General features: G+C 73.1%; 23 protein-coding genes and 3 tRNA genes. 5 read left to right on the top strand and 21 right to left on the bottom strand.

Annotated elements, in window-relative coordinates:
* Positions 1-34 precede the first annotated feature (34 nt).
* The 7 genes from E0W78_RS13895 to E0W78_RS13925 all read right to left on the bottom strand — a co-directional run bounded on the left by E0W78_RS13895 (position 35) and on the right by E0W78_RS13925 (position 4,931).
* Entirely contained in the window at positions 35-496 is a 462-nt protein-coding gene (locus E0W78_RS13895) for a methylated-DNA--[protein]-cysteine S-methyltransferase (RefSeq protein WP_131404544.1), read from the bottom strand.
* Positions 493-1,950 carry an AlkA N-terminal domain-containing protein gene (locus tag E0W78_RS13900; RefSeq protein WP_131404545.1) on the bottom strand — a complete coding sequence of 486 codons (1,458 nt, stop codon included), beginning with the start codon at positions 1,948-1,950 and terminating at the stop codon, positions 493-495. The genes E0W78_RS13895 and E0W78_RS13900 overlap by 4 nt, the downstream gene beginning before the upstream one ends.
* 117 nt (positions 1,951-2,067) lie before the next feature.
* A tRNA-Glu gene (locus E0W78_RS13905) sits at positions 2,068-2,143 on the bottom strand.
* Between the two features lie 249 nt (positions 2,144-2,392).
* Positions 2,393-2,468: transfer RNA gene (locus E0W78_RS13910), tRNA-Glu, on the bottom strand.
* A 27-nt stretch (positions 2,469-2,495) separates the two neighbouring features.
* Positions 2,496-2,567: transfer RNA gene (locus tag E0W78_RS13915), tRNA-Gln, on the bottom strand.
* Between the two features lie 85 nt (positions 2,568-2,652).
* On the bottom strand, positions 2,653-4,155 hold the full coding sequence (gene gltX, locus E0W78_RS13920; protein WP_131404546.1) for a glutamate--tRNA ligase: 1,503 nt from the start codon (positions 4,153-4,155) through the stop codon (positions 2,653-2,655).
* Positions 4,152-4,931 carry a fumarylacetoacetate hydrolase family protein gene (locus E0W78_RS13925; protein WP_131404547.1) on the bottom strand — a complete coding sequence of 260 codons (780 nt, stop codon included), beginning with the start codon at positions 4,929-4,931 and terminating at the stop codon, positions 4,152-4,154. The genes gltX and E0W78_RS13925 overlap by 4 nt, the downstream gene beginning before the upstream one ends.
* 107 nt (positions 4,932-5,038) lie before the next feature.
* Between E0W78_RS13925 and E0W78_RS13930 the strand changes: the two genes are divergently transcribed.
* The gene (locus tag E0W78_RS13930) at positions 5,039-6,223 is read left to right on the top strand and encodes a zinc-dependent alcohol dehydrogenase (protein ID WP_131404548.1); all 1,185 of its coding nucleotides are present in this window, start codon (positions 5,039-5,041) and stop codon (positions 6,221-6,223) included.
* A 77-nt stretch (positions 6,224-6,300) separates the two neighbouring features.
* Here the strand turns inward: E0W78_RS13930 and E0W78_RS13935 are convergent, their stop codons facing one another.
* The 5 genes from E0W78_RS13935 to E0W78_RS13955 form a co-directional block, all read right to left on the bottom strand.
* Positions 6,301-7,059 (bottom strand): isoprenyl transferase, encoded by a 759-nt coding sequence (locus E0W78_RS13935; protein ID WP_131404549.1) that lies wholly within the window; start codon positions 7,057-7,059, stop codon positions 6,301-6,303.
* Between the two features lie 10 nt (positions 7,060-7,069).
* Positions 7,070-7,798 (bottom strand): DNA repair protein RecO, encoded by a 729-nt coding sequence (gene recO, locus E0W78_RS13940; RefSeq protein WP_131404550.1) that lies wholly within the window; start codon positions 7,796-7,798, stop codon positions 7,070-7,072.
* 199 nt (positions 7,799-7,997) lie between these two features.
* Positions 7,998-9,218, bottom strand: coding sequence for a VOC family protein (locus tag E0W78_RS13945; RefSeq protein WP_207392775.1), 1,221 nt, complete (start codon positions 9,216-9,218; stop codon positions 7,998-8,000).
* Complete coding sequence (locus tag E0W78_RS13950; protein ID WP_131404551.1) at positions 9,215-10,723, bottom strand: aldehyde dehydrogenase family protein; 1,509 nt, start codon at positions 10,721-10,723, stop codon at positions 9,215-9,217. Before E0W78_RS13950 ends, E0W78_RS13945 begins: the two co-directional genes overlap by 4 nt.
* Complete coding sequence (locus E0W78_RS13955) at positions 10,720-11,814, bottom strand: saccharopine dehydrogenase C-terminal domain-containing protein (RefSeq protein ID WP_131404552.1); 1,095 nt, start codon at positions 11,812-11,814, stop codon at positions 10,720-10,722. Before E0W78_RS13955 ends, E0W78_RS13950 begins: the two co-directional genes overlap by 4 nt.
* A gap of 181 nt (positions 11,815-11,995) precedes the next feature.
* Here E0W78_RS13955 and E0W78_RS13960 point away from each other — a divergent pair, with 181 nt between their 5' ends.
* Positions 11,996-13,192, top strand: a complete 1,197-nt coding sequence (locus tag E0W78_RS13960) for an MFS transporter (protein ID WP_242686361.1) — start codon at positions 11,996-11,998, stop codon at positions 13,190-13,192.
* Positions 13,193-13,246: 54 nt separating this feature from the next.
* Here E0W78_RS13960 and E0W78_RS13965 read toward each other — a convergent pair whose 3' ends face one another.
* Positions 13,247-14,002 (bottom strand): SDR family NAD(P)-dependent oxidoreductase, encoded by a 756-nt coding sequence (locus tag E0W78_RS13965; RefSeq protein WP_131404553.1) that lies wholly within the window; start codon positions 14,000-14,002, stop codon positions 13,247-13,249.
* Between the two features lie 116 nt (positions 14,003-14,118).
* Here E0W78_RS13965 and E0W78_RS13970 point away from each other — a divergent pair, with 116 nt between their 5' ends.
* On the top strand, positions 14,119-14,724 hold the full coding sequence (locus E0W78_RS13970) for a TetR/AcrR family transcriptional regulator (protein ID WP_131404554.1): 606 nt from the start codon (positions 14,119-14,121) through the stop codon (positions 14,722-14,724).
* Positions 14,725-14,789: 65 nt separating this feature from the next.
* On the opposite strand, the gene E0W78_RS13975 is transcribed toward E0W78_RS13970, so the two are convergent.
* The 7 genes from E0W78_RS13975 to E0W78_RS14005 form a co-directional block, all read right to left on the bottom strand.
* Complete coding sequence (locus tag E0W78_RS13975; RefSeq protein WP_131404555.1) at positions 14,790-15,839, bottom strand: SIS domain-containing protein; 1,050 nt, start codon at positions 15,837-15,839, stop codon at positions 14,790-14,792.
* Positions 15,836-16,576, bottom strand: coding sequence for an ATP-binding cassette domain-containing protein (locus tag E0W78_RS13980; RefSeq protein ID WP_131404556.1), 741 nt, complete (start codon positions 16,574-16,576; stop codon positions 15,836-15,838). The genes E0W78_RS13975 and E0W78_RS13980 overlap by 4 nt, the downstream gene beginning before the upstream one ends.
* Positions 16,573-17,796 carry an alanine racemase gene (locus tag E0W78_RS13985; RefSeq protein ID WP_131404557.1) on the bottom strand — a complete coding sequence of 408 codons (1,224 nt, stop codon included), beginning with the start codon at positions 17,794-17,796 and terminating at the stop codon, positions 16,573-16,575. The genes E0W78_RS13980 and E0W78_RS13985 overlap by 4 nt, the downstream gene beginning before the upstream one ends.
* A gap of 8 nt (positions 17,797-17,804) precedes the next feature.
* Positions 17,805-18,758, bottom strand: coding sequence for an ABC transporter permease (locus tag E0W78_RS13990; RefSeq protein WP_131404558.1), 954 nt, complete (start codon positions 18,756-18,758; stop codon positions 17,805-17,807).
* Positions 18,755-19,663, bottom strand: coding sequence for an ROK family protein (locus tag E0W78_RS13995; protein ID WP_131404559.1), 909 nt, complete (start codon positions 19,661-19,663; stop codon positions 18,755-18,757). Before E0W78_RS13995 ends, E0W78_RS13990 begins: the two co-directional genes overlap by 4 nt.
* Entirely contained in the window at positions 19,660-20,661 is a 1,002-nt protein-coding gene (locus E0W78_RS14000) for an aryldialkylphosphatase (RefSeq protein WP_131404560.1), read from the bottom strand. Before E0W78_RS14000 ends, E0W78_RS13995 begins: the two co-directional genes overlap by 4 nt.
* A gap of 199 nt (positions 20,662-20,860) precedes the next feature.
* A complete protein-coding gene (locus tag E0W78_RS14005; RefSeq protein ID WP_131404561.1) occupies positions 20,861-21,976 on the bottom strand; it encodes a substrate-binding domain-containing protein in 1,116 nt (371 codons plus the stop codon).
* Between the two features lie 156 nt (positions 21,977-22,132).
* Between E0W78_RS14005 and E0W78_RS14010 the strand changes: the two genes are divergently transcribed.
* A complete protein-coding gene (locus E0W78_RS14010) occupies positions 22,133-23,320 on the top strand; it encodes an ROK family transcriptional regulator (RefSeq protein WP_165570518.1) in 1,188 nt (395 codons plus the stop codon).
* A 26-nt stretch (positions 23,321-23,346) separates the two neighbouring features.
* On the opposite strand, the gene leuA is transcribed toward E0W78_RS14010, so the two are convergent.
* On the bottom strand, positions 23,347-25,080 hold the full coding sequence (gene leuA / locus E0W78_RS14015; RefSeq protein WP_131404563.1) for a 2-isopropylmalate synthase: 1,734 nt from the start codon (positions 25,078-25,080) through the stop codon (positions 23,347-23,349).
* A gap of 154 nt (positions 25,081-25,234) precedes the next feature.
* Between leuA and E0W78_RS14020 the strand changes: the two genes are divergently transcribed.
* Complete coding sequence (locus E0W78_RS14020; protein ID WP_131404564.1) at positions 25,235-26,284, top strand: glutathione S-transferase C-terminal domain-containing protein; 1,050 nt, start codon at positions 25,235-25,237, stop codon at positions 26,282-26,284.
* Position 26,285: the final 1 nt, after the last annotated feature.

Genomic DNA, 26,285 nt, shown 5'->3' on the forward strand with positions numbered 1-26,285 from the left:
AGGTGAACGCGCGGCGAACGCGCCGGTGCCCGGCTCAGAACAGGCCGGGCTGCTCCAGGGCGAGGAGCGTCCGCTTGCGGTCCAGGCCGCCGGCGTAGCCGGTCAGCGTGCCGTCCGCGCCGATGACGCGGTGGCACGGCACGACGATGGGGATCGGGTTGCGTCCGTTGGCGGCACCGACGGCCCGCGACACGACGGGCTCGTAGCCCAGGCGGCGGGCGATCTCGCCGTAGCTCGCGGTCTCGCCGAACGGGATGCGGCGCAGCTCGCCCCAGACCTTCTGCTGCCACGCCGTGCCCTCGCTGGCCAGCGGCAGGTCGAAGTCGCGCCGGTCGCCGCCGAAGTACTCGGCGAGCTGGCGCTCGGCGTCGTCCAGCACCGGGTCGGCGACGCGGGTGCCGCGCGGCTCGGCGTCGAACTTGATCGCCGCGAGCAGGCCGGCGCGGGCGTGCAGGCGCAGGCCGCCGATCGGCGAGTCCATCCAGCGTGTCGTCATGGTCGGTTCCTCTCGGGGACGGGCGAGGCCGCGGCCCGCCACAGGTGCATGCCGGCGTAGGAGCGCCACGGGCGCCACCGGTCGGTGTCGTCGGGTCCGAGGCCGCGACGCTCCAGCTCACGGCGCAGGACCAGGTCGGTGGTGAGCAGGACGTCGGGGTGGGACAGGCCGCGCATGAGCACGTAGTCGGCGGTCCAGGGTCCCACGCCGGGCAGCGCCAGCATGGCGGTGCGGGCCTCGTCGCGGTCGGCGCCGGGGTCGAGGGCCAGGTCGCCGGCGTCGACCGCGCGGCCCAGCCCGGCGAGCGCGCGGGCTCGCGACCGCGGCATCACCAGCGACTCGGCCGGCACCTTGGCCACGACGTCCGGCGACGGGAAGGCCCGGTCGAGCCCGTGCCGGCGGGCCAGCGGGAGGTCGACGGGCTCGCCGTGGGCGGCGACCAGACGGCCCAGCACCGTCGCCGCGCCGGCCAGCGAGACCTGCTGGCCGACGATCGTCCGGGTCGCGGTCTCGAACCCGTCCATCGAGCCGGGGACGCGCAGGCCGGGCTCGGCGGCGACGTGGGGCGCGAGGCCCGGGTCGGCGGCCAGCAGCTCGTCGATCGCGAGCGGGTCGGCGTCCAGGTCCAGCAGTCGACGGGCGCGGCCGACGGCGACGGCGGTGTCGCGCAGGTCGTCGAGCTCGAGGTCGCAGCGGACGTGGTCGTCGTGCAGCGTCAGCGCGACGACGGCGTGGCCGTGCGGCAGCCGCGCGGTGCGCACGTAGGTGCGGTCCTCGACGGTCTCCATCCCGGGCACGACGTGGTCGGCCAGGAACTCCAGCATCGGCCCGGCCGCGAACGGCTGGCGGACGGCGAGACGCAGCGACAGCGTGCCCGCGGCGGCCGGCGCGCGTCCCCCTCGGGTCCGCAGCTCGCGCGGCGTCATGCCGTAGGCCGCCCGGACGGAGTCGTTGAACTGGCGCACCGAGGAGAAGCCGGCGGCGAACGCCACGTCCGCCATCGCCATGGCCGTGGTCTCGATCAGCAGCCGCGCCGTCTGCGCCCGGTTGCTGCGGGCGAGGGCGAGCGGACCGGCGCCCAGCTCGTCGGTGAGCAGACGGGTCAGGTGCCGGGTGCTGTAGCCGAGCCGCGAGGCCAGGCCACCGACGCCGTCGCGCTCCACGACGCCGTCGCCGATGAGCCGCATCGCGCGCCCGACGACGTCCGCCCGCACGTCCCACTCCGGGGAGCCGGGGACGGTGTCGGGCCGGCAGCGCCGGCAGGCGCGGTACCCGGCGTCCTGCGCGGCCGCCGCGGTGACGTAGAACTCGACGTTCTGGATGCGCGGCGTGACCGCGGGGCACGACGGACGGCAGTAGATGCCGGTCGTGCGCACCGCCGTGAAGAAGACGCCGTCGAACCGCGCGTCGCGGGCGGCGACGGCGCGGTGGCGCTGCTCGTGGAGGTCGGTCACGCCTCCATCATGACGCCTCTCCCCCACCGGTTCTGGCGGGAATCGGACGCGGACGTGGGAGTGGCTCCGACAGGGACGACGAAGGCCCCCGAGCGATGCTCGGGGGCCTTCGCGACGTGGTAGCCCCGACGGGATTCGAACCCGCGCTACCGCCTTGAGAGGGCGACGTGCTAGGCCGCTACACAACGGGGCCACGTGCGCGGCTCGGGCACCGGAGCGCCTGAGCCGAAGAGAACTTTACCAGCGCGTCACCGCAGGTTCGAATCCGGGGGCGGTGACGTCCGTCGCTCCCCGGACCCACCACCGCCCCAGGCGTCCTCGACTCCCCCAGGTCTGCAGACCGAGGGCGGTCGGGTCTACCTGGGGCCCCAGGTAAACCCGAGCGGCCCTGGTCCGGGACACGACGAAGGCCCCCGAGCGATGCTCGGGGGCCTTGCGTTCCTGGTAGCCCCGACGGGATTCGAACCCGCGCTACCGCCTTGAGAGGGCGACGTGCTAGGCCGCTACACAACGGGGCCAGGAGACGAGAACCGGAGTTCTCGAAGCTGGGGTACTAGGACTCGAACCTAGAACAACTGAACCAGAATCAGCCGTGTTGCCAATTACACCATACCCCACCGGTGCCGCGGACTTTCGTCCGGCGAACCGAGAGACAACGTTACCCGACGACCCCGGCGCGTCCCAAACCGGGGTCACCCATCGTCAGGCCAGGGCCGCGTCGAGCCGCGCCAGCGTGCGGCGCTTCTCGAGCAGCTCCAGCGACTCGAAGAGCGGCGGGGAGATGCGGCTGCCGGTCGTGGCCACCCGCACCGGCCCGAAGGCGACGCGCGGCTTGAGCCCCAGGTCGTCGATGAGGGACGCACGCAGGGCGCCCTCGATCGTCGCGGTCGACCAGGTGGTCAGGCCGGACAACGCCTCGCGCGCGGCCCGGACGACGTCCAGGCCCTTCTCGTCGAGCTGCTTGGCCCGGTCGGCCTCGTCGACCGTGAACGCCTCGTCGGAGACGAACAGGAAGCGCAGCATCGAGACGCCCTCGCTGAGCAGCGCCATGCGCTCGTGCACGAGCGGCGCCGCGGCGGTGAGCAGACCGAGCTGGAACTCGGTCGGCGGGTCCGCGACGAGTCCCTCGGCCTGGAACAGCGGGACCAGGCGGTCGACGAGCTCGGCCGGCTGCAGCAGGCGTACGTGCGAGCCGTTGATCGCCGTGCACTTGTCGAGATCGAAGCGCGCGGGGTTCGGGTTGACCCGGCTGATCTCGAACGCCTCGACCATCTCGGCCAGCGTGAAGACGTCGCGCTCGGCGTCCAGCGACCAGCCCAGCAGCGCCAGGTAGTTCAGCAGGCCCTCGGGCAGGAAGCCCTGGTCGCGATAGCCGAGCAGGTTCGACTCGGGGTCGCGCTTGGAGAGCTTCCGGTTGCCCGAACCCATGACGTACGGCAGGTGGCCGAAGGCCGGCACGAAGCCCTGGCCGACGCCGATCTGCGCGAACGCCTCGTACAGCGCGATCTGGCGCGGGGTCGAGCTGAGCAGGTCCTCGCCGCGCAGCACGTGGGTGATGCCCATCATCGCGTCGTCGGTCGGGTTGGTCAGCGTGTACAGCGGCTGGCCGTTGGCCCGGACGATGACGAAGTCCTGGACGTCCGCCTCGCCGAAGGTGATCGGTCCGCGGACGAGGTCGTCGAACGTGTAGTCGCGGCGGGGCATCTTGAACCGGACGACCGGCTCGCGTCCCTCGGCCTCGAACGCCGCGCGCTGCTCGTCGGTCAGGTCGCGGTGCAGGCCGTCGTAGCCGCTCGGACGCCCCTCGGCGCGCGCCTTCTCGCGGCGCTCCTCGAGCTCCTCGGCGGTGTCGTACGCCTGGTAGGCCAGGCCCGCGTCGAGCAGGCGCTGCGCGACGTCGGCGTAGACGTCCATGCGCTCGGACTGGCGGTACGGGCCGTTCGGGCCGCCGACGACCGGGCCCTCGTCCCAGTCCAGGCCCAGCCAGCGCATGACGTCCAGCAGCAGGTCGTAGGACTCCTGGGAGTCACGGCTGGCGTCGGTGTCCTCGATGCGGAAGACGAACTTCCCGCCGTGGTGCCGGGTGAACGCCCAGCTGAACAGCGCCGTGCGGGCCATGCCGACGTGCGGGTTTCCCGTGGGCGACGGGCAGAAACGTCCGACGACGGGACGGTCGCCGGGGCCGGGAACGGTCGAGTAGGTCACGAGGCATCCACCACCGGGTTCGTGAGGGTGCCGAGACCCTCGATCGTGATGCTGACGGAGTCGCCCGGCGTCACCTGGCCGACGCCCGCGGGCGTCCCGGTGAGCAGCAGGTCGCCCGGCAGCAGGGTCATGAAGGACGAGACGTACGCGATGAGGTCGGCGACCTTGTGGACCATGTCGGACGTGCGACCGTCCTGCTTGGTCTCGCCGTTGACCGTCGTCGTCACGCGCAGGTCGGCCGGGTCGAGGTTGGTCTCGATCCACGGGCCGATCGGGCAGAACGTGTCGAAGCCCTTGGCCCGGGCCCACTGCCCGTCGCTCTTCTGCAGGTCGCGCGCGGTGACGTCGTTGGCCACCGTGTAGCCGAAGATCACCTTGCTCGCGTCGGCGGCCGGCACGTCCTTGCAGATGCGGCCGATGACGACGGCGAGCTCGCCCTCGAAGTGGACGTTCGAGCTCTGCTCGGGGTGGAAGATCGGCTCGCCGGGACCGATGACGCTCGTGTTCGGCTTGAGGAAGACGAGCGGCGTCTCGGGCACGTCGTTGCCCAGCTCCGCGGCGTGGTCGGCGTAGTTGCGACCGATGCCCACCACCTTGCTCCGCGGGATGACCGGGGCGAGCAGGCGGACGTCCTCGACCTTCACCTTCTGACCGGTCAGCTCGAACCCCGCGTAGAGCGGGTCTCCCTTGAGGACGGCGATCGTGGGGACGCCGTCCTCCTCTCCAACGACTCCGAATCGGGGATCGTCGTCCCCGGCAAACCTGGCGATACGCACGTCCGCCAGCCTATCGGCCGCACGCACGGGCGCCCGCCCCGGCGTTTGCCCCGCTCCCGACCGGGTACGCCCGGGTCGTCCGACCGCGAAGAGGGAGAGCGACCTACATGAAGGCAGTCACCTGGCAGGGCACGCGCAACGTCTCGGTCGAGGAGGTGCCCGACCCCCGCATCGAGCAGCCGACCGACGCGATCATCAAGATCACGTCCACGGCGATCTGCGGCTCCGACCTGCACCTGTACGAGCCGCTCGGCCCGTTCATGAAGCCCGGCGACGTGCTGGGCCACGAGCCCATGGGCGTCGTCGAGGAGGTCGGCTCGAGCGTCGGCGACCTCAAGGTCGGCGACCGCGTCGTCATCCCGTTCCAGATCTCGTGCGGCTCGTGCGTGCCGTGCGGACAGGGCCTCATGACCCAGTGCGACACCACGCAGGTGCGCGAGCAGGGCACCGGCGCCGCCATCTTCGGCTACTCCGAGCTGTACGGCTCGGTGCCCGGCGGCCAGGCCGAGTACCTGCGCGTCCCGCAGGCCCAGTTCACCCACATCAAGGTCCCCGAGGGCCCCGACGACGACCGCTTCCTGTACCTGTCGGACGTGCTGCCGACGGCGTGGCAGGCCGTCGAGTACGCCGACGTGCCGGACGGCGGCACGCTGCTCGTCCTGGGCCTCGGCCCGATCGGAGACATGGCCACGCGCGTCGCCCACCAGCGCGGCGTCGAGAAGGTCATCGCGATCGACCTGGTGCCCGAGCGGCTCGAGCGCGCCCGCGCCCGCGGCGTCCACGTCATCGACCTGCGCGAGCACGGCGACGACCTGCGCGACGTCGTGCTGAGCCTCACCGACGGACGCGGCCCGGACTCGGTGGTGGACGCGGTCGGCCTGGAGGCCCACGGCTCCCCCGTCGCCAAGGTGATGCAGAAGATGACCGGCCTGCTGCCGTCGGCGATCTCGGCGCCGATGATGAAGACCGCCGGCATCGACCGGCTCGGCGCGCTGTACACCGCGATCGACCTCGTGCGCCGCGGCGGCACCGTGTCGCTGTCGGGCGTCTACGGCGGCATGGCCGACCCGATGCCGATGATGCGCATGTTCGACAAGCAGATCCAGCTGCGCATGGGCCAGGCGAACGTGAAGCGCTGGGCGGACGACATCCTGCCGCTGCTCACCGACGACGACCCGCTGGGCGTCGACGGCTTCGCCACCCACCACCTGCCCCTGGACCAGGCGCCCATGGCGTACGACCGGTTCCAGAAGAAGGCCGACGGCCACGTGAAGGTCGTCCTCAAGCCCTGACCCCCCAGGCAGGGAGACCGAGCCCGTCCGGCACCCCGGGCGGGCTCGACTCTGTCCGGGGACCGACGACGGCAGGCTCAGGCGCTGCCGTAGCGGCGGTTGCGGCGCGCGTACTCCTCGACCGCGGCCCACAGCGCGAGCCGGTCGACGTCGGGCCAGGCGATGTCGCTGAACACCATCTCGGCGTAGACCGCCTGCCACGGCAGGAAGTTGCTGGTGCGCTGCTCGCCGGACGTGCGCCAGAACAGGTCGACGTCGGGCATGTCCGGCTCGTCGAGGTAGCGGGCGAAGACCTTCTCGGTGACCTTCTCGGGGTCGAGCCGGCCCGCCTTCACGTCGCGGGCCAACGCGGCCGCGGCGTCGGCGATCTCGGCGCGTCCGCCGTAGTTGACGCACATGGTGAGGGTGCAGCGCGTGTTGTGCTTCGTCAGCTCCTCGGCGATCTCGAGCTCGCGGATGACCGAGCGCCACAGCCGTGGGCGGCGGCCGGCCCAGCGCACGCGGACGCCGAGGGCGTGCATCTCGTCGCGCCGGCGACGGATGACGTCGCGGTTGAAGCCCATGAGGAAGCGCACCTCCTCGGGCGAGCGCTTCCAGTTCTCGGTGGAGAAGGCGTAGGCGCTGACCGCCTTCACGCCGATCTCGACCGCGCCCTCGACGACGTCGAACAGCGCCGCCTCGCCGCGCTCGTGGCCGGCGGTGCGGGGCAGGCCGCGGGCCTTCGCCCAGCGGCCGTTGCCGTCCATGACGATCGCCACGTGGGCGGGGACGAGCTCGGCCGGCAGGCTCGGGGCGGTGGCCCCGCTCGGGTGCGGGGTGGGCGCGCGGTAGGTCATCGGTGGGGCCTCAGCGATCGACGTGCGCCAGCGAGCGGAGGCCGCGCTCGAGGTGCCAGGACAGGTAGGCCGAGACCAGGCCGCTGGCGTCGCGCCGGGACCGGTCGTCGGAGGTGTCGGCGACCGGCCAGTCGCCGGCCAGCAGCGCACCGAGCAGCTCGACGGTGGCGGCGGCGGGCGTGGACGAGCCGGGGACGCGGCAGCGGTCGCACAGGGTGCCGCCGGACGGGACATGGAAGTTGCGGTGCGGTCCCTCGAGCCCGCACAGCGCGCAGGCGGCGAAGGTCGGGGCGTAGCCGGCGACCGACAGGGCGCGCAGCTGGTAGGAGTCGAGGATGAGCCCCGGGCTGTGCCGGCGCATGGCCAGGGCGTTGAGCGCCCCGACGAGCAGCTGGTACTGCTGCACGGCGGGCTCGCCGTCGCCGTCGACGAGCCGCTCGGCGGTCTCGAGCATGGCCGAGCCGGCGGTGTAGCTCGGGTAGTCGGCGCCGAGGTCCTTGGCGAACGCCGACAGCGTGACCGCCTGGGTGATCGTGTCGAGGCTGCGCCCCTCGGCCAGCTGCAGGTCGACGTGCATGAACGGCTCGAGCCGGGCGCCCCAGCGCGAGGACGTCTTGCGCACGCCCTTGGCGACGGCGCGGACGAGCCCGCGCTCGCGGGCCAGCAGCGTGATGATGCGGTCGGCCTCACCGAGCTTGTGCGTGCGCAGGACGACGGCCTGGTCGCGGTAGAGGCTCACCGCACCATCGTGCCACCCGGCGCCGACACCGGCCTCTCCCCCACGCCGGGCCTGCCCGCCCGCGTCGAGACGGCGCCGACTTGGATGAACGTCCCCCTCGGGCCTACGCTCAGGGGGTCGCCACCTCTCGCCGGGTGCGCGGCCACGACCCCGGGAGGCTCCACCCTCGCCGGGGTCACCTGCGTCCGGGGCCCTTTCCTCAGCGGGACGCGGCGCGCTCGGCCTCGTACAGCGCGTACGGGTCGCGCAGCTCGCGCCCGAGGACGTCCTGCATCCACGCGGCGTCGCGGGCGGCCGCCCGGCGCGTGGCGTCGGCCCGGCCCTCGCTCGTGAGGTTGGAGGCGAAGATGCCCGCGGCGGACTTCGGCAGGAAGTCCTCGTAGACGATCGGCTGCAGCTCGCCACGCTCGTCGCGCACGTAGTAGGCGAGGTTGGCGGCGTCCAGCTCGGCCTCCGTCTGCGGGAAGGCGTCGATCCCCCGCCCGTCGTAGAGCGCGCGGCCCTCCGGCGTCAGCGCGACGCCGCGGGCCTCGACCTCGCCGAAGCGCACGCGCAGGTGCCCCTCGACGACCGAGCCGTCCGGCTCGCGGAAGCGCCGCGGCTCGGCCAGGGCCCGGAACGACGTCTGGCGCAGCAGGACGTCCGGCTTGTCGGTGCGCGGCGGACCCTGGATGCGGTCGATCATCTCGATGCCGCGCTGCTGCATGCGCTCGTACAGGGCGTCGATGTCGAGCACCCGCGGCGTCAGGTGGTTGATGTGGGTCGTGGTGACGCCGCCGATGTCGGCCGCGACGCTCGAGACGTCCTCCAGGCGCTGGTACCAGGCCCGGTCGACCGGCTCGGGCGAGAGCGCGAACGCCGCGGTGGCCAGCTCCAGGAAGCGGTCGGCGTCGGCATCGGACAGCCCGCCGTCGCGCTCGGCGACGTCGGCCAGCGCCAGGAGCTCGTCGGGGAACAGCCGGCGCGCGCCCAGGAACGCGCGCAGCTCGGCCTCCAGCGACTCGTCGAAGAAGCGGCGGTCGTCCACGACGAGCAGCGAGGTGAAGACGCGGAACGGGTTGGCGGCCAGCTCGGCACGGTCGACCGGGCGGAACGCCGTCGAGACCACCGGGATGGGCGGCGTCGCCTCGCGCAGGTCGTAGAAGCCGACCGGGTGCATGCCGCAGGCCCCGAAGACGCGCGCGACCTGCGCGAGCTCCTCGGGCGTGCCGACCCGGATGGCGCCGTGCCGCTCGGCGGTGACCCGGTCGATCGTGCCGAGCCGCTCGGCGGCGTCGCCGAGGCGCTCCAGCACCTCGGCGTTCACCTCCTCGGACACCTCGACGAGGGTCGTGTAGGCCGGCACCTCGGTGCCGTAGAGCGCCGAGAGCGCGGCGGCGAACCGCGCCCTCAGCGTCGTCGACGTGACCGCGGGGCTCACACGAACTCGACCCCCTGGGACAGCGGCAGCTCGGTGGAGTAGTTGATCGTGTTCGTCGCGCGGCGCATGTAGGCGCGCCAGGAGTCCGAGCCGGACTCGCGGCCGCCACCGGTCTCCTTCTCGCCGCCGAACGCACCGCCGATCTCCGCGCCGGACGTGCCGATGTTGACGTTGGCGATGCCGCAGTCCGAGCCGACGGCCGACACGAACGTCTCGGCCTCGCGGACGTCCAGGGTGAAGATCGCCGACGACAGGCCCTGCGCCACGTCGTTGTGCAGCGCGATCGCCTCGTCGAGCGTCTCGTAGCCCAGGACGTACAGGATCGGCGCGAACGTCTCGGTGCGGACGACGTCAGTCTGCGCCGGCATGTCGAGGATGGCCGGCTCGACGTACTGGCCGCCGCCCTTGACCGGGGCGACGCCGCCGCCGGTCACGAGCGTGCCGCCGTCGGCCTGGGCCTGGGCGATCGCAGCCTCGAACGCCTCGCGGGCGGACGCGTCGATGAGCGGGCCGACGAGCGTCCGGTCCTCCAGCGGCGAGCCGATCGCGAGCGTGCCGTAGGCCTTGGCGAGCCGCTCGACGAGCTCGGCGCGGACCGACTCGTGGACGATGAGCCGGCGCAGCGACGTGCAGCGCTGCCCGGCCGTGCCGACGGCCGAGAACACGATGCCGCGCACGGCCAGGTCGAGGTCGGCGCTCGGCGCGACGACGGCGGCGTTGTTGCCGCCGAGCTCGAGCAGCGAGCGGCCCAGGCGGGCGGCGACGCGCGGGGCGATCTGCTTGCCCATGCGGGTCGAACCGGTGGCCGAGACCAGCGGGACGCGCGGGTCGTCCGCGAGCGCCTCGCCCACCTCACGCCCGCCGACGAGCACCTCGACCAGACCCTCGGGCGCGCCGGCGCGGCGACCGGCCTCGGCGGCGATGGCCTGGCAGGCCAGCGCGGTCAGGACGGTCTTCTCCGACGGCTTCCAGACCACCGGGTCGCCGCAGACGAGCGCCAGCGCGGAGTTCCAGGACCAGACGGCCACCGGGAAGTTGAAGGCCGAGATGACGCCGACGACGCCCAGCGGGTGCCACTGCTCCATCATCCGGTGGCCCGGACGCTCGGAGGCAATCGTGAGGCCGTGCAGCTGGCGCGAGAGGCCGACGGCCAGGTCGCAGACGTCGATCATCTCCTGCACCTCGCCGAGGCCCTCGGACAGGATCTTGCCCGCCTCGATCGACACGAGCCGGCCCAGGTCCTCCTTGTGCTCGCGCAGCAGCTCGCCCATCTCGCGCACCACCTGGCCGCGGACGGGGGCGGGCACGCTGCGCCACTGCAGGAACGTGGCGTGCGAGCGGCCGACGACGTCGGCGACGTCCTGGGCGGTGTGCTCCACCAGGCGGCCGAGCTCGCTGCCGTCGACCGGGGTGCGGGCGACGAGCGTGCCGTCGGCGTCGAACGGGTCACCGACGCCCAGGCGCGCGAGCAGGTCGGTGGTCAGGGCGTCCAGCGAGGTGGTCATGCGGGCCTTCCGGTCTGGGTGGGTCGGGCGAGCAGCGCGCCGGCCTTGGTGGCGTGCAGGTCGGCCAGCGCGACGTCCTCCTGCCTCAGGAAACCAGACGCCGGCAGCACCCCGTCGGCGACCAGCTCGACGACCGCGACGCACGACGCGGCGGTCGTCCAGGAGATGGCGCGCCAGGTGCGTCCGGCGATCTCGATCGGCAGGTAGCTGCGGACGTGGTTGGCGCGGGCCGGACGTCCGTCGCGCACGCCCTCCACGGCGACGTGGACGTGCACGACGTCGTCGTCGACCGGCGGCTTGGCGTCCTGCAGGATGCGTCCGGCGAGCTCGCGGTCGGTGCGCAGGCCGAGCTCGTCGAACAGGAACCGCATCTGGGCGAAGTGACCCGGGTAGCGCATCGTCTTGTAGTCGAGCCGGTCGACGCGGCCCTCGTAGGTGCGGCACATCGTGCCCAGGCCGCCGGACGTCAGCGACGCCTCCAGCTCGAGGCCGCCGAGCACGACGCGCTCGTCGTCGCTCATGGCCGGGACGAGCTGCCGGCGTCCGCCGCGGACGACCTCGCAGTCGTTGAGGTACTCGTTGACGACGCCCTCGGCCGACCACGTGAACGCGTAGCCGAGCAGGCCCGTGGGGTTCTGCGGCAGCGCGCCGACCTTGAGCTCCATCGAGCGCAGCGAGTCGAACTGCTCGGCCAGGGACGCGGCGACGATGCCGACCAGGCCGGGCGCCAGGCCGCACTGCGGCGCCATGAGCCCGCGGGCGTCCTGCGCGGCGAGCTGGATGATGCGGTCGGTGGTGGGGACGTCCTCGGTGAGGTCGAAGTAGTGCACCCCGAGCTCGTGGGCGGTCTCGGCGACCGGGATGTTGGCGTGGAAGGGCAGGCACGAGACGACCGCGTCGACGCCGCGCAGCGCCTCGCGCAGGGCGCCCCGGTCGGACGCGTCCAGCTGGTGCACCTCGAGGCCGGGGCACTCGCGGCGGGCGGCGTCGAGGCCGACGACCTTGAACCCGGACTCGGTGAGGAGGGTGGCGACGAGCTCGCCGACCTTGCCCAGGCCGAGCACGGCGACCTGGTTGATGATGCGCGACATGGACGCTCCTGTCCGTCGGCGTGCCGGTTCGCGGCGCGCGGGCGATCGACGCACGAGGTGACGTGCGTCACAGGCAGCGTACCGCTGTACCGTCCGGCCGGTACAGCACCTGCCGGTTAACTTCTCGTGTCGTCCCGAGCCGACGTCCCGGTCCGTGGGGCCCGGTGGCAGGCTTGCGCCCGTGACCTTCCTGCGCGGCGAGCGGGCCCTGTGGGCCCTCGTGCTCGCCTTCACCGTCACCATGATCGGCACGACGATGCCGACCCCGCTCTACACGCACTACCAGGCCGAGCTGGGCTTCTCGCTGAGCACGTCGACGGTGATCTTCGCGGTGTACGCGATGGGCGTCCTGGCGGCGCTGCTCGTCACCGGCCGCTGGTCGGACGCCGTGGGGCGCCGCCCGCTGCTGCTGGGCGGCCTGGCCTTCGCGCTGGCCAGCGACCTGGTCTTCCTGGTCGCGGACGCGACGTGGATCCTGCTCCTGGGGCGGGTGCTGTCGGGCATCTCGGCCGGCGTGTTCGTCGGCACCGCCACGGCCGCGGTCGTCGAGGCCGCGCCGGAGCGGCGCCGCGCCTGGGCGCCGGTCGCCGCGACCGCCGCCAACATCGGCGGACTCGGCCTCGGTCCGCTGCTCGCCGGCCTGCTCGTCGACCTCGGTCCCTGGACGCTGCACCTCACGTTCGTCGTCCACGCCGTGCTCACGCTCGTCGCGGTGGTGCTCGTCTGCGGCGTGCCCGAGACGGTCGAGCGGGTCCCCGGCGCCCGGCTCAGCCTGCAGAAGCCGGAGGTCCCGGCGAGCATCCGGCAGGCCTTCGTCGCCGCCGGCATCGCGGGATTCGCCGGCTTCGCCGTGACCGGCCTGCTGACCGCCGTCTCCCCGCGCCTCGTCGCTGAGGTGCTGGACGACCCGTCGGCCCTCGTGCAGGACTCGGTCATCGTCCTGGCGCTCCTGGTGTCGGTCGTCGCCCAGGTCGTGCTGCGCGGCGTCTCCACCACGACCGGCGTGACCCTGGGGTGCGCGCTGCTCGCGCTGGGCTCGCTCGTGCTGGTGGCCGGCCTCTGGACGGAGTCCTACGCCGTCCTGCTGGCGTCCGCCCTGTTCATCGGCCCCGGCCAGGGCCTGAGCTTCGGCAAGGGCCTGGCGTCGCTGCTCGAGCGGGTGCAGCCGCACCAGCGCGCCGGCGTCAGCTCGGCGTTCTTCATCGTCGGGTACGTGGCGATCTCGCTGCCCGTCATCGGCGCGGGCGTCGCGGCCCAGGAGTGGGGGCTGGAGGCCGCGGCCGAGTCGTTCGGCCTCGGCGTGGCCGCCCTGTCGCTGCTGGCGCTCGTCGCTCTCGTGGTGGAGCAGCGCCGCACCCGCGAGACCGCGACCGCCTGATCGACGCACGAGGCCCCGCCGGAGCATCTCCGGCGGGGCCTCGTCACGTCGTGGTCACTGCGCGGCGTAGCCACCGTCCACGAGGTGGTAGCTGCCGGTCACGAACGTCGCGGCGTCCGACACCAGGAAGGCCACGAGGTTCGCGACCTCGTCGGACGTGCCCAGCCGGCCGGCCGCGTGCTTGTCGGCGAGCGCCTGCTGGGCGGCGGCGTCGAGGTTGGCCTCGAGCAGCGGGGTGGCGATGAAGCCCGGGCCCACCGCGGTGACGCGGACCTGCTGCGTGCCGTACTCCAGCGCGGCGTTCTTGGTCAGGCCGAGCAGGCCGTGCTTGGCCGTGACGTAGGCCGACGAGCCGGGGATGCCGACCGAGCCGAGCACCGACGCCATGTTGACGATCGCGCCGCCGCCGTTCGCGGCCATCGCGGGGGCCTGCGCACGGACGCCGTAGAAGACGGCGTTGAGGTTGACCTCGATCACCTTGCGCCAGGCGTCCTGCGGGTAGTCGCCGACCGTCTCGGCTGGGCCGCCGATGCCGGCGTTGTTCACCGCGACGCGCAGCGGCGCGAGCTCCTCGGCCGCGGCGACCATCGCCTCGGCGACGCCGTCGGCGGCCACGTCGCCGACGAACGCGCGAGCCGTCCCGCCCGCGGTGGTGATCTCCTCGACGACGGCGTCGGCCGCGTCCTGGGAGATGTCGGCGACCAGGACGGCCGCTCCGTTCTGCGCGAGCAGGGTGGCGACCGCGCGCCCGATGCCCGATCCCGCGCCGGTCACGATCGCCGAGCGGTCCGCCACGTCGTACGTAGCCATGGGGTTCCTCCTTCTGGCGTCGCGACGGGCGGCGCCCTGATCCACGTATCCGACAACTGTCGGTTACTTTCCCCAACCTACTCCGGTGCGGAATCATTCCGCGCGGAGGTGGGGTCATGGACGCACGACAGCGGCGCACCCGCGAGCGGCTGCACACGACGGTGCTGGAGCTGGCGGACGCGCGGCCGGTGGACGAGCTGTCGGTCACGCAGGTCGCCGCGGCGGCCGGCGTGCACCGGTCGACGTTCTACGAGCACGCCGCCTCCCCCGTCGCGCTGCTCCAGCAGGCGCTCGTGGGCGAGCTGGACGCGCTGCGCGACGAGCTGCTGGCCGACACGACGACCGACGTGGCCCAGGCGGTCACCCGCACGACGCAGGCGGTGCTCGACCACGTCGAGCGGCACGCCGACATCTACCGTCGCGGGCTCGGCGCCGGCAGCGGGGCGGCCAGCCTGCACGCGATGCTCAGCGGCCACTTCCTGGAGACGAGCCGGATGCTCAGCGAGCTCGCCCGTGTGGACGTCCGCGTGCCGGTGCCGGGCGTGCCCGACGACGTCGTCGCCGACGCGGCCGCGCGCTTCATCGCCGACGGCACGGTCGGCGTCATCGAGGGGTGGCTGGACTCCCCCGCGCCGAAGGTCGACGACTTCATGCGGGTCTACGTGAGCCTGCTCCCGGCGTGGTGGCCCAAGGACCTCACCGCGGCCACGCCGACGGCGTAGGACGTCCCGGACGCGACGCGGCCCCCACGACGCTCGTCGTGGGGGCCGCGTCGCGCAGCGGCTCCTCAGCGGGTCCGGGTCACCTTGGACAGGCCCTCGGGGCGGTCCGGGTCGCGGTGACGGCTCAGGCTGAGCTCCAGCGCGAGCGCCTGGACCGGGACGATCTCGGCGACCGGCACGAGCGCGTCCTCCAGCCCGTCGAGACCGGGCACCGGCACGTCCTCGTGGTCGGTGCGACCGCCGACGGCCAGCGTGCGCGCGCCCAGGATGCGGACGTGGTCGAGCAGCTCGCGCGTGGAGCCGCCGCCGGGCGTGCCGAGACCGAGCCCGACGACCGGCGTGCCGTCCTGCACCTGGCCCACCGGACCGTGCCGGGCGTCGGCCGAGCTCCAGCCGGAGGCCGCGAGCCCGGAGGTCTCGATGAGCTTGAGCGCGCCCTCCTTCGCCGAGGCCATCGAGAACCCGCGTCCGACCAGGAGCGCTCGGTCCTCGCCGGCGAGCGTCGGCGCGGCGGACGCCGCCCACGACGACGCGACCTCGACGAGGACGTCGCCCACCTCCGCGAGCCGGCCGACCGCTGCCTCCAGGTCGTCCCACGAGCGTCCGGCCACGCGACCGACGAGCAGGTAGAGGGCCAGCAGCTCGGCGGTGTAGCTCTTCGTCGCGGCGACCGACAGCTCGTCCCCCGCGTCGAGCGACACGTGCACGTCCGCCTCGACCGCCAGCGGGCTGTCCGGGGTGTTGGTGATCGAAATCGCGCGGACCCCGGTCTCCCGTGCGGCGCGGGCGGTCGCCACGAGATCGGGCGACGCCCCGGACTGGGAGAGCGCCACCTGGATCGTCCGGGGGAACCGGGAGCCCCGCTCGAAGACCGTCACCAGGCTCGGCGTGGAGTGCACGGCCGGGACACCCAGCTCAGCCGCCGCCAGGTACTGCCCGTACAGCGCGGCGTGGTCGCTGGAGCCGCGCGCGACAAGGTGCAGCAGCTCGGGGTCGGTCGAGCGGACGAGCGCGGCCGCCTCGTCGAGCGGTCCGCGCGCGTCGCGCACGAGCCGCCGCCAGACGTCCGGCTGCTCGGCGACCTCGGCCCGCATGTGGGCGCCGGGGACCGTCACTGCGCCAGGCCCGTGATCATCGCGACGAGGTCGTTCTTGGCCACCTCGTCGATGCGCCGGGTGCCGACCTGGGTGCCTCGGCGCAGCACCGTCACGCGGTCGGCGACGCGGAAGACCTGCTCGAGGTTGTGCGACACGATCAGCACCGCGGCGCCGCGTGCCTTGAGCCGCAGGATCGTCTCCTCGACCTTCGCGGTCTCGGCGACGCCGAGGGCGGCGGTCGGCTCGTCCATGAGCACGAGGCCACGAGCCCAGTGGGTGGCGCGAGCGATCGCGATGCCCTGTCGCTGGCCGCCGGACAGGTCGCTGAGCGTGGCGTGCGGCGACGGGATCCGGACGTCCAGCTCGGTGACGAGGTCCTGCGTCTCCCGGGCCATGCGGGCTCGGTCGAGCGTCCGCAGCGGCCCCTTGGTGAGCTCTCGGCCCAGGAACAGGTTCATGTACACCGGCTGCTGGTCGACGAGCGCGAGGTCCTGGTAGACGACCTCGACGCCGTGCGCGCGAGCGTCCGAGGCGTCGCGGAACGAGACCGGCTCGCCGCTCAGCCGGATCTCCCCGTCCGTGGGCTGGTAGAGACCCGAGATGATCTTGACGAGCGTGGACTTGCCGGCGCCGTTGTCGCCGACGAGTGCGACGATCTCGCCCGGAGCGACGTCGAGGTCGAACCGTTCGATCGCCGTCACGGCGCCGAACTGCTTGTGGATGCCCCGCAGCTCCAGGGCGGACTCGGTGGTCATCGTGCTCCCTCCAGCCCGCGCAGGGCGTCGTCGACGGTCAGCACCGGGGCGCCGTTGGCGGCCCAGGCGCGATGGGCAGTGGGTGTGGTCCCCACGCCCGACAGCCCCACGGTGAGGCTGCGGCTCACGAAGACCTGCGGTCGGAACCCGAACAGCACGGTGTCGCCCGGCGACACCGTCACCGGTGGGGACTCGATGACCGCGTAGTAGTCGATGGCCTCGGGAGCAGGCATCTCGATCGTCATCTCGGTGGCGTCCGCCAGGCCACCGCCCCGCGGCACGACCAGGACCGTCGTGGGCACCGGTCCGAGCACGGGATCGGCGTAGAGGCCACCGCCGAACACGAAGGCGTCGCCGCCGTGCAGGTGGGACACCTCGCTCACGTACACCAGCGCCGGTTCCTCGGCGAGGTCCTGCACCGCGTGCAGCGGCGTCGTGCCGGTCAGCCCGTGCCCCGGCTCGACCTGGGTCGATCCCGCGGCGGCGAGGGTCGCGAGCACCGCCGAGGAGGTGGTGCCGGGCGTGTTCATCTCCACGTCGGTGCGTCCGGCCGCCTCCAGCGCGCGACGGGCCGCCTCCACGGTGGCCAGGTTCGGGGTCGGACGGACCTCGCCGGACTCGCGGTCGAACAGCAGCGTCGGGAAGGTGGTCACGCCGGCCAGCTCGACTCCGTCGATGGCGTCGAGCTCGTCGGCGACGCGCACCACGTCGGCGGCGTCGAACCCGCCCTCGTGGCCCCGGTAGAAGCGGTCCCCCGGCGCGGAGAGGCGCGCGAGCACCCGCTGCGTACGTCCGGCGCGGCGGGCCGCGGCACCGGCCTCCCGCGCCTTCTCCAGGCTGAAGACCGTCCAGAAGTCCGGCGTGAGGGCCGCGGCCTCGTCGGCCCGCGAGCGTGGCACCTGGACGAGGTGCCCGAGGTGGCCGGTGCGCAGGCCGCCGGCGGCGGCCGCGATGCCGCACTCCAGGTCGACGGCGACGGCCGCGTCGATGCCACCGCGGCGAATGGCCTCGGACGCGTCGGGGTTGCGGCCGATCTGCTTGGTCATGGCGAAGGGACGGAGCCCCAGCCGGGCCGCCTCCGACGCGAGCGTGCGAGCGTTGCGCTCGATCGCGTCCAGGTCCAGGACGGTGGAGTTGGCCGGCACCTCGCCGGACTGGTGGAGCGCGGCGGCGGCCTCGAGCAGTGCCGGGTTGCGGCGGCGCAGGGTCTGCAGGAACACGGTGACTCCTAGACGGTCTTCTTGGCGCGCAGCGAGAGCGAGACGGCGACGAGGATGATGACGCCGCGCACGATCATCTGCTGGGAGACGTTGAGGCCGGCCAGGATGAGGCCGTTGTTGATCATCGCCATGAGCAGGCTTCCGACGAGGGCACCGATCATGGCCGCCTTGCCGCCGGCCAGCGCGGTGCCGCCCACGATGACCGCGGCGAGGACGGACATCATGTCGCTCTCACCCAGGGTGTACCGAGCACCCTGGAGGCGCCCGCTGTACAGGACGCCGGCGAGCGCGGCGGCCGCGCCGCTGATCATGAACACGCCCATGCGCACGCGGTTGACCTTGACCCCGCTGACGCCCGCGGCGCGGGCGTCGTTGCCGACGGCCAGGACATGGGCACCGAACCGTCGCTGGCGCAGCACGTGCCAGCCGACGGCCACGACGACGACCGTCCACCAGACCATGATCGACACGCCGAGCAGGTCGCCGCCGCCGAACAGCCACACGAACGTGTCGTCGACCACCGGCACCGACTTCAGGTCGGTCATCTGGCGGGCCACGCCCACCAGCAGCCCCATCGTCGCGAGGGTGACCAGGAACGACGGCAGCCGGACCACGGTGATGAAGAAGCCGTTCACCGCGCCGATGAGGACGCCGATGCCGAGCCCGGCGAGCGCCGCCAGCCACCAGGCCTCGGTGGACTCGAGCACCATCGCGCTGCCCAGGGCCGCGACGGCGACCGTCGAGCCGATCGACAGGTCGATCTCGCCGGTCGCCAGCACGAAGACCGTGCCGACGGCCATGACGGTGATCGGAGCGGCCTGCACCACGATGTTGGTGAGGTTCGTCGTGGTGAGGAAGTACTCGGTCTGGGTCAGGGCGAAGTAGGCGAAGACGAGCACGAAGCCGAGGTAGACGACGTAGTCGCGCCAACGCGTCCCGAGGCGGTCGAGGGCCGTGGTCATGACGGACTTCCTTCCGTGAGATGAGCCTGGGCGGCGAGCCGCAGCGCCCCGACGAGCGCAGGGTCGCCGGCGACGGCGCTGTGCCGCAGGTCGAGGTCGTGGCCGAGCAGCGTCAGCTCGGCACGCACGAGGTCCAGCAGGTCGTGCCGCGACCCGACCCCACCACCCAGCACCAGGCAGGCGGGGTCGACCACGGCGTGGACGGCGACGAGCGCCTCGGCCAGGTGCCGGGCGGCCCCGCGCACCGCGTCGCGAGCGTCGGCGTCGGTGGCGAGGCGGGCGAAGACCTCGCGGGTCGCCAGACGGTCGCCGGTGCGCCGCGCGTACTCGGCCGCGATGGCCGGGCCCGACACCGCGTCCTCGAGCGGACCGCGGACGCGGTGACCCGGGTCGCGCGGGTCGCGGCCCAGCGGCAGGTAGCCGATCTCGCCGGCGCCCCCACGCGCGCCGCGCAGGAGCCGGCGGTCGGCCACCACCCCCATGCCGATGCCGGTGCCGACGGCCACGAAGACGAAGGAGTCGACCTCGCGGCCGACGCCCGCGTGCAGCTCACCCAGGGCGGCAGCGTTGACGTCGTTCTCCAGCACGACCGCGTGGCCCAGACGCGAGCCGAGGGCGGCCGCGAGACCGTCCGCCGGCAGCGTCAGGTTGGGGGCGAGCGCCAGGCTGTCACGCTCGTGGTCGGGCACCCCGGCACCGGCGACGGCCGTCGCCTCCACGTCGGAGACGGCGACGTCGGCCCGGCGCGCGACCGCGTCCACCGCCGACGTGAGCTGCTCGACCAGGTCCTGGCCGGCCGCGTGGGTGGCCAGCTCCACCTGCGCGTCGACGGAGCCGTGCCCGTCGCCGAGCGCGGCGCGGATCTTGGTGCCCCCGAGGTCGACGCCGACGAAGACGCCGGTCACGAGCGATCCTCGACCGTCAGCAGGCGCGCCGGCGTGCGGGCCAGCATCGTCTCGACCGCGTCCTCGCCCACGCCGCGGGCGAGGAGGCGCGGGACGAACTGCTCGGCGAGGTACCGGTAGCCGAGCGTCCCGTGGGTCGTGGGGTTCATCCAGCACTCGGCTCCCGTGAGGTCCTGGGCGAGCACCACGCGCTCGACGTGGCCGGCGGCGACGAGGGCGGCGACCAGGTCGGCCCGCCGGTCGTCCGACCGGTGGAAGGCGCGCTTGGCGAACTCGCCCTCGGGACGCTCGGTGTCGGCGGGACCGAGGAAGAAGTCCCACTCCTGCTTGCCGATCGTGTCGACGGCGACCAGCACGCCCCGCTCGGCGAGCGACAAGGCCGGCTCGACCTCGAGCTGGGTGTCCAGGTGGCCGATGACGACCCGGTCGAGGTCGGCGCCCTCCTCCAGGGCGAGGTCGACCTGGTCATGGGCCATCGTGCCGTGGGTCGTGTGCGTGAACAGGGCCAGGCCGGTGCGTCGCTGGGCCCGGAGCACGGCGCGGAACGCCTTCTCCTCGTGGTCGGTGATCTCGCCCAGCCCGGTGGCCTGCTCGCCGAGCACGCCGGCGCGCACCGAGGTCGCGCCGATGCCGGTGGTCGCGTCCGCGACGAAGCGGTCGGCGAGCTCCTCGACGGAAGCCTCCCGGGCCCAGTCGGGCGAGAAGCTCTCGAGGTAGACGGCAGTGCCGGCGACGACGTGCAGGCCGGTGCGGCGGGCGACCTCCCGCAGCGCCTCGACGTTCGCGCCGTCCGCGTCACGACCGACGACGCCGTACGGGCTCAGGTCGACGACCGTGCCGAAGCCGAGGTCGCGCAGCGGCAGGAGCGCGGCGACGGCCGCGTCGACCGCGTCGGCGCCCCAGTCGCCCGGCTGCAGCGAGAAGACGTGCTCGTGGGGCATGACGCGGCCGAGCGTCTGCGGGTCCACCGGACCGAGCACGGTCTGGACGTGGGGCACGACGGGCTCCTTGGGCGGGGAAGGTGGTGGCCTCGGGCGGGACGCTCGGGGGACGGCGTCCCGCCCGAGGAGCGGGAGGGAGACCGTGGGCGAAGGATCTCGGGGAAGACTCCCCCGCCCACGGTGTCCGGGTGGGAGCGCGTGGCTCCCGGGGCCGTGGACGCCGACCGCGGGGATCGGCGGCGTCCACGAAGCCTGGTTACTTCGTGGCGGCGGCCGGCGGCTCGGTGCCGTAGTCGGCCTGCCAGGCCTCGGTGAGGTTGTCGAGGGTGACCTTGACCGGCGGCGAGGCGACCAGGGCGGGCGCCTGCTTGCCGAGCAGGTCGTAGGCGGCGGCGGTCGCGAGGCCGCGACCGATGTCCAGCGACCCGTTGCCGACCATGCCCACCACGTTGCCCTCGTCGGCCATGTCCGTGGCCAGCGTGGCGTCCAGGTCGTTGGTGACGACCTTGACGTCGCTGCGACCGGCGTTGCGCAGGGCCGAGACGACACCCTGGGCGGCGGTGGCCCAGGAGACGTAGATGCCCTCGATGTCGGGGTTGCGCGTCAGCATCGCCGTGGCGATCTCCTCGGTGCGCGACTCGTCGGCGAACCCCTCCTCGGCCACCACCTCGATGTCGGGGTAGGAGAACGCCGTCCAGTCCAGGAACGCCTCGTCGCGCTGGTTGGTGAACCAGAAGTCGGCGTCGTGGAACAGGTAGCCGACCTTGCCCTTGCCGTCGAGCGCGTCGCCGAGGATCTCGGCGTTGGCCCGGCCGGCGTCGGTGAGGGACTCGGTGACGATCGAGACGAAGTCCTTGCCCGCCTCGTAGTCGGCCGGCGGCGTGGTCATGATGACGAGCGTCTTGCCCGCGTCGACGACCGGCTGGAAGGCCTTCTTGGCCGAGGTCGCGTCGACCGCGATCGTCACGACGACGTCGGGGTCGAGCGCCATGACGCTCTCGACGTTGTTGGCCTGCGTGGCCGCGTCGAAGTCGGCCTGGGTGCTGGAGACGACGTCGATGCCCAGCTTCTCGAACTCCTCCGTGGCGCCCTTCTCGACCGCGGAGACGAACTCCGAGGACGTGTGCCAGACGAAGGCGGCGGTGTGCTGGCCGGCCTCGACCTTCTCGGTCTCGTCCGCCGAGAGCGTGAGGGCGTCCAGGCCCTCGGGCTTCTCGCCGTTCGGGCCGACGAACTCCAGGCTCGGCTCGGAGGCGGGTCCGGAGGAGGAGGTCTCGTCGTCGTCGCCGGAGGCGCACGCCGAGAGCACGAGGGCTGCGGCGGCGAGCGTCCCGACGAGGGCGCGGCGCCGACGGTGGCGAAGAGCGTTCATGGGCAGATCCTTCTCGATGGTGGCGGCCTCGGGGGAAGGCTTGCCCAGATTTTTCTTTCATCGTGCAATCAAAGTCAAGGGATTTGCCCAGATTTGTTCGGAAGGGGCGCGAAGGTCGGACCGAGCGCCGCGCAGGTCTGCTACTTTTCCGGCACTGTGGAAACCAAATCGTCCCCCGAGACGCGGCGTCCGCCCGCCGACCGCGCCGTGCTCACCCAGCTCGTCCGGTCGCGTCCGAGCACGCGGACCCGGCTCGCGGCCGAGACCGGCATGTCCGCGGCGACCGTCTCGCGCGCCGTCGACCACCTCGTCGAGGCGGGCGTGGTCCGGGAGGGCGCCGCGGTCGTCGCGGGCACGCGTGGACGCCGGGCGGTCACGCTCGACCTCGACGCGTCGCGCGGCGTCGTCGTCGGTGTCGATCTCGGAGCCACCAGCACCCGCCTGCTCGCGGCCGACCTCGTCGCCACGCCGGTCGCGGTGCGCGAGCTCGACACCGCCACCGGCCTGGACGCCCCGGACCTGGCCGCCTGGCTGGCCGAGCTGGTGCTCGCCCTCGCCGAGGGGTCCGCTCCCCTGCTGGCCGTCTCCCTGGGCCTGCCCGGCGCCGTGCAGTCCGACGGTCCGGTCGTCACCAACGCCAACAACCTGCCCCAGGTCGAGGACCCGGCGTTCGTCCGCGTGCTGCGCGAACGTCTCGGGGTCGACCTGCACGTGCTGAACGACGCCGACCTCGCCCTGCTCGGCGAGCAGAGCTTCGGCGCGGCCCGCGGCGCGGCCGCGGCCGCCATCCTCACGTTCGGCACCGGGCTCGGCGGTGCGCTCGCCCGGCAGGGCGTCCTGGTGCAGGGCCCGCACGGCGTGGTCGGCGAGTTCGGCCAGCTGCCGGTCGGCCCGCTCGGCACCCGGCTCGAGCACATGGTCACGGGTCCGGGAATCATGCGCCGCGCCGCCGAGGCCGGTCTCGCGCTGAGCTCGCCCGCCGATCTCTTCACGTCCACGGCGCCGGCCGTCGCGTCCATGCGGGCGCAGTTCGACGGCGCCCTCGTCATCGCGCTCACCGCGGTCACGGTCGCCGCCGAGCCCGACGTGCTCGTGCTCGGAGGTCGCCTGGCTCCCTCGCTCGCGCCGCACCTGCCCGCCTACGAGGCCGCGGTCGCGCACCACGTCCACTGCACGCCTCGGCTCGCACCGGCGGCGCTCGGGTCGTACTCGGGGGCGTGCGGCGCGGTCGTGGCCGCCCTGCGGGGCTGCTACCGCGACCTGGGCGTGGACGAGGACGCCCTGGGCGACGTGCCGATGGGGGCCGCGCTGGACCTGGACGCGCTCGAGGCCGTCCGCGCCTGACCGTCCCCGCCGCGTCGCCCGTGGAGTCAGCTCGCCGGGATGGTCTCCGCCTCGGCCCGGTTGGCGGCGCACACGACGGCGCGCAGCGACGCGGTGACGATGTTGGCGTGGATGCCGACGCCCCACACGACCTCGCCGGCGATCTCGCACTCGACGTAGGCGGCCGCGAGGGCGTCGCCGCCGGCCGACAGCGCGTGCTCGCTGTAGTCCAGGACACGGATCTCCGAGCCCGCCTGGCGCATGCCGTCGACGAACGCCGCGACCGGGCCGTTGCCCTCGCCCTTGAACGAGCGCTCCTCGCCGCGCACGACCAGGTCGACGACCTGCTCGTCGTGGCCGTCCTCGTGGGTCACCGAGCTGAAGCTGCGCAGCGAGTACGGATCCTCGCGCTCGAGGTACTCGCGCTGGAACGCGCCCCAGATCTCGCCCGCGTCGATCTCGCCAGCCTCGCCCTCGCTCATCGTCTGGATGGCGCGGCTGAACTCGATCTGCAGGCGGCGCGGCAGGTCCAGCTGGTGCTCGGCCTTGAGGATGTAAGCGACGCCGCCCTTGCCCGACTGGCTGTTGACCCGGATGACCGCCTCGTACGTGCGGCCGACGTCGTGCGGGTCGATCGGCAGGTAGGGCGCCTCCCAGTCGATCTCGGAGACGTCGACGCCCTGCTCGGCGGCACGGCGCTCCAGGTCCTCCAGGCCCTTCTTGATCGCGTCCTGGTGCGAGCCGGAGAACGCGGTGTAGACCAGGTCGCCGGCGTAGGGGTGGCGCGGGTGGACGGGCAGGTTGGTGCAGTACTCGACCGTGCGTCGCACCTCGTCGATGTCGCCGAAGTCGACCTGCGGGTCGATGCCCTGGCTGAACAGGTTCATGCCCAGCGTCACCAGGTCGACGTTGCCGGTGCGCTCGCCGTGGCCGAACAGGCAGCCCTCGACGCGGTCGGCGCCGGCCATGACGGCCAGCTCGGTCGCGGCGACGGCGGTGCCGCGGTCGTTGTGCGGGTGCACCGAGATGCACACGTCGTCGCGGCGCGAGACGTTCCGGCTGAACCACTCGATCTGGTCGGCGTAGACGTTCGGCGTGGCCGACTCGACCGTGGCCGGCAGGTTGAGGACGATCTCGCGGCCGGACTCGGGCTGCCAGACGTCCATGACCGCCTCGCAGACCTCCAGCGAGAACTCCAGCTCGGCGCTGGAGAAGATCTCCGGGCTGTACTGGTAGCCGAAGTCGGTGCCGGCCATGTTCAGCTCGGCGTGCTTCATGACCAGCTCGGTGCCGTGCGTGGCGATCGCCTTGACCTCGTCGCGCGAGGCGTTGAACACCACGCGGCGGAACAGCGGGGCGACGGCGTTGTACAGGTGGATGTTCGCGCGGCGGGCCCCGGCCAGCGACTGGGTGGTGCGCTCGATCAGGTCCTCGCGGGCCTGGGTCAGCACCGAGATGGTCACGTCGTCGGGGACGACGTCCTCCTCGATCAGCGAGCGGACGAAGGCGAAGTCGGTCTCGGACGCCGACGGGAAGCCGACCTCGATCTCCTTGTAGCCCATGCGCACCAGCAGGTCGAACATGCGCCGCTTGCGGGCCGGGGTCATCGGGTCGATCAGCGCCTGGTTGCCGTCACGCAGGTCGGTGGAGAGCCAGCGCGGCGCGTGGGTGATCTGCTTGGCCGGCCACGTGCGGTCGGGCAGGTCGATCGGCGGGAAGGCGTGGTAGCGGCCGAACGGCATCGGCGACGGCTGCTGGGGAGACACGGCGTTGTTCTTCATGGGAGCTCCTCGTGCTGGGTGTCAGGGGGCGCCACGTGAGTGGCAGGCGGCCGGCCATGACGAGAACCCGCGTCCGAGGAGTCCGACCTAGAGGGCCTCGGCGCGGCAGCGAAGGAGGAGGTTCGCGTAACGCATCGCCACCTAGGCTAGCAGCATGACCGACGACCTCTCGACGTCCGGCTCCTACGTGAAGCCCGGGGCGCAGTTCGACCGCGACATGAGCTACATCCCGGACCGCGTCACCGCCGGCGGGCGCGAGCCGGTCGACGGGCGCGCGGGCACCGGCCACCCCTCCCCCGCGGACGCGCCGCCCTGGCCGGTCGAGGCGGGCCGCTACCGGCTCGTCGCCGCGTACGCCTGCCCGTGGGCGAACCGCTCGATCATCGTGCGCCGCCTGCTCGGCCTCGAGGACGTCATCAGCCTCGGCACGCCCGGCCCCACGCACGACAAGCGCAGCTGGACGTTCGACCTCGACCCCGGCGGCGTCGATCCCGTGCTGGGCATCGAGCGGCTGCAGGACGCCTACCTGGCCCGCTACCCCGACTACCCCAAGGGCATCACCGTGCCCGCGCTGGTCGAGGTCGCCTCCGGCGAGGTCGTCACCAACGACTTCCCGTGGATCACCCACGACTTCTTCTTCGAGTGGACCGAGCACCACCGTCCCGGCGCGCCCGACCTGTGGCCCGAGGCCACGCGCGACGAGATGGAGGACGTGATGAAGCGCGTCTTCACCGAGGTCAACAACGGCGTGTACCGCTGCGGCTTCGCCGGCTCCCAGGAGGCGTACGACGAGGCGTACGACCGGCTCTGGACGGCGCTGGACTGGCTCGAGGAGCGGCTCTCGACCCGTCGCTACCTGATGGGCGACCACCTCACGGAGGCCGACGTCCGGCTCTTCACGACGCTGGCCCGGTTCGACGCGGTCTACCACGGCCACTTCAAGTGCAACCGGCAGAAGCTCACCGAGATGCCGGTGCTGTGGGCGTACGCGCGCGACCTGTTCCAGACCCCCGGGTTCGGCGACGAGACCGACTTCGAGCAGATCAAGCAGCACTACTACGTCGTCCAGACCGACATCAACCCGACGCAGGTCGTCCCGAAGGGCCCCGACCCGCTCGTGTGGCTGACGCCGCACGGTCGCGAGGAGCTGGGCGGCTCCCCGTTCGGCGACGGCACCCCGCCGGCGCCGCGCGCGGACGTATGAG

It is taken from the genome of Aeromicrobium sp. IC_218 (assembly GCF_004336805.1).
Taxonomy (GTDB): domain Bacteria; phylum Actinomycetota; class Actinomycetes; order Propionibacteriales; family Nocardioidaceae; genus Aeromicrobium.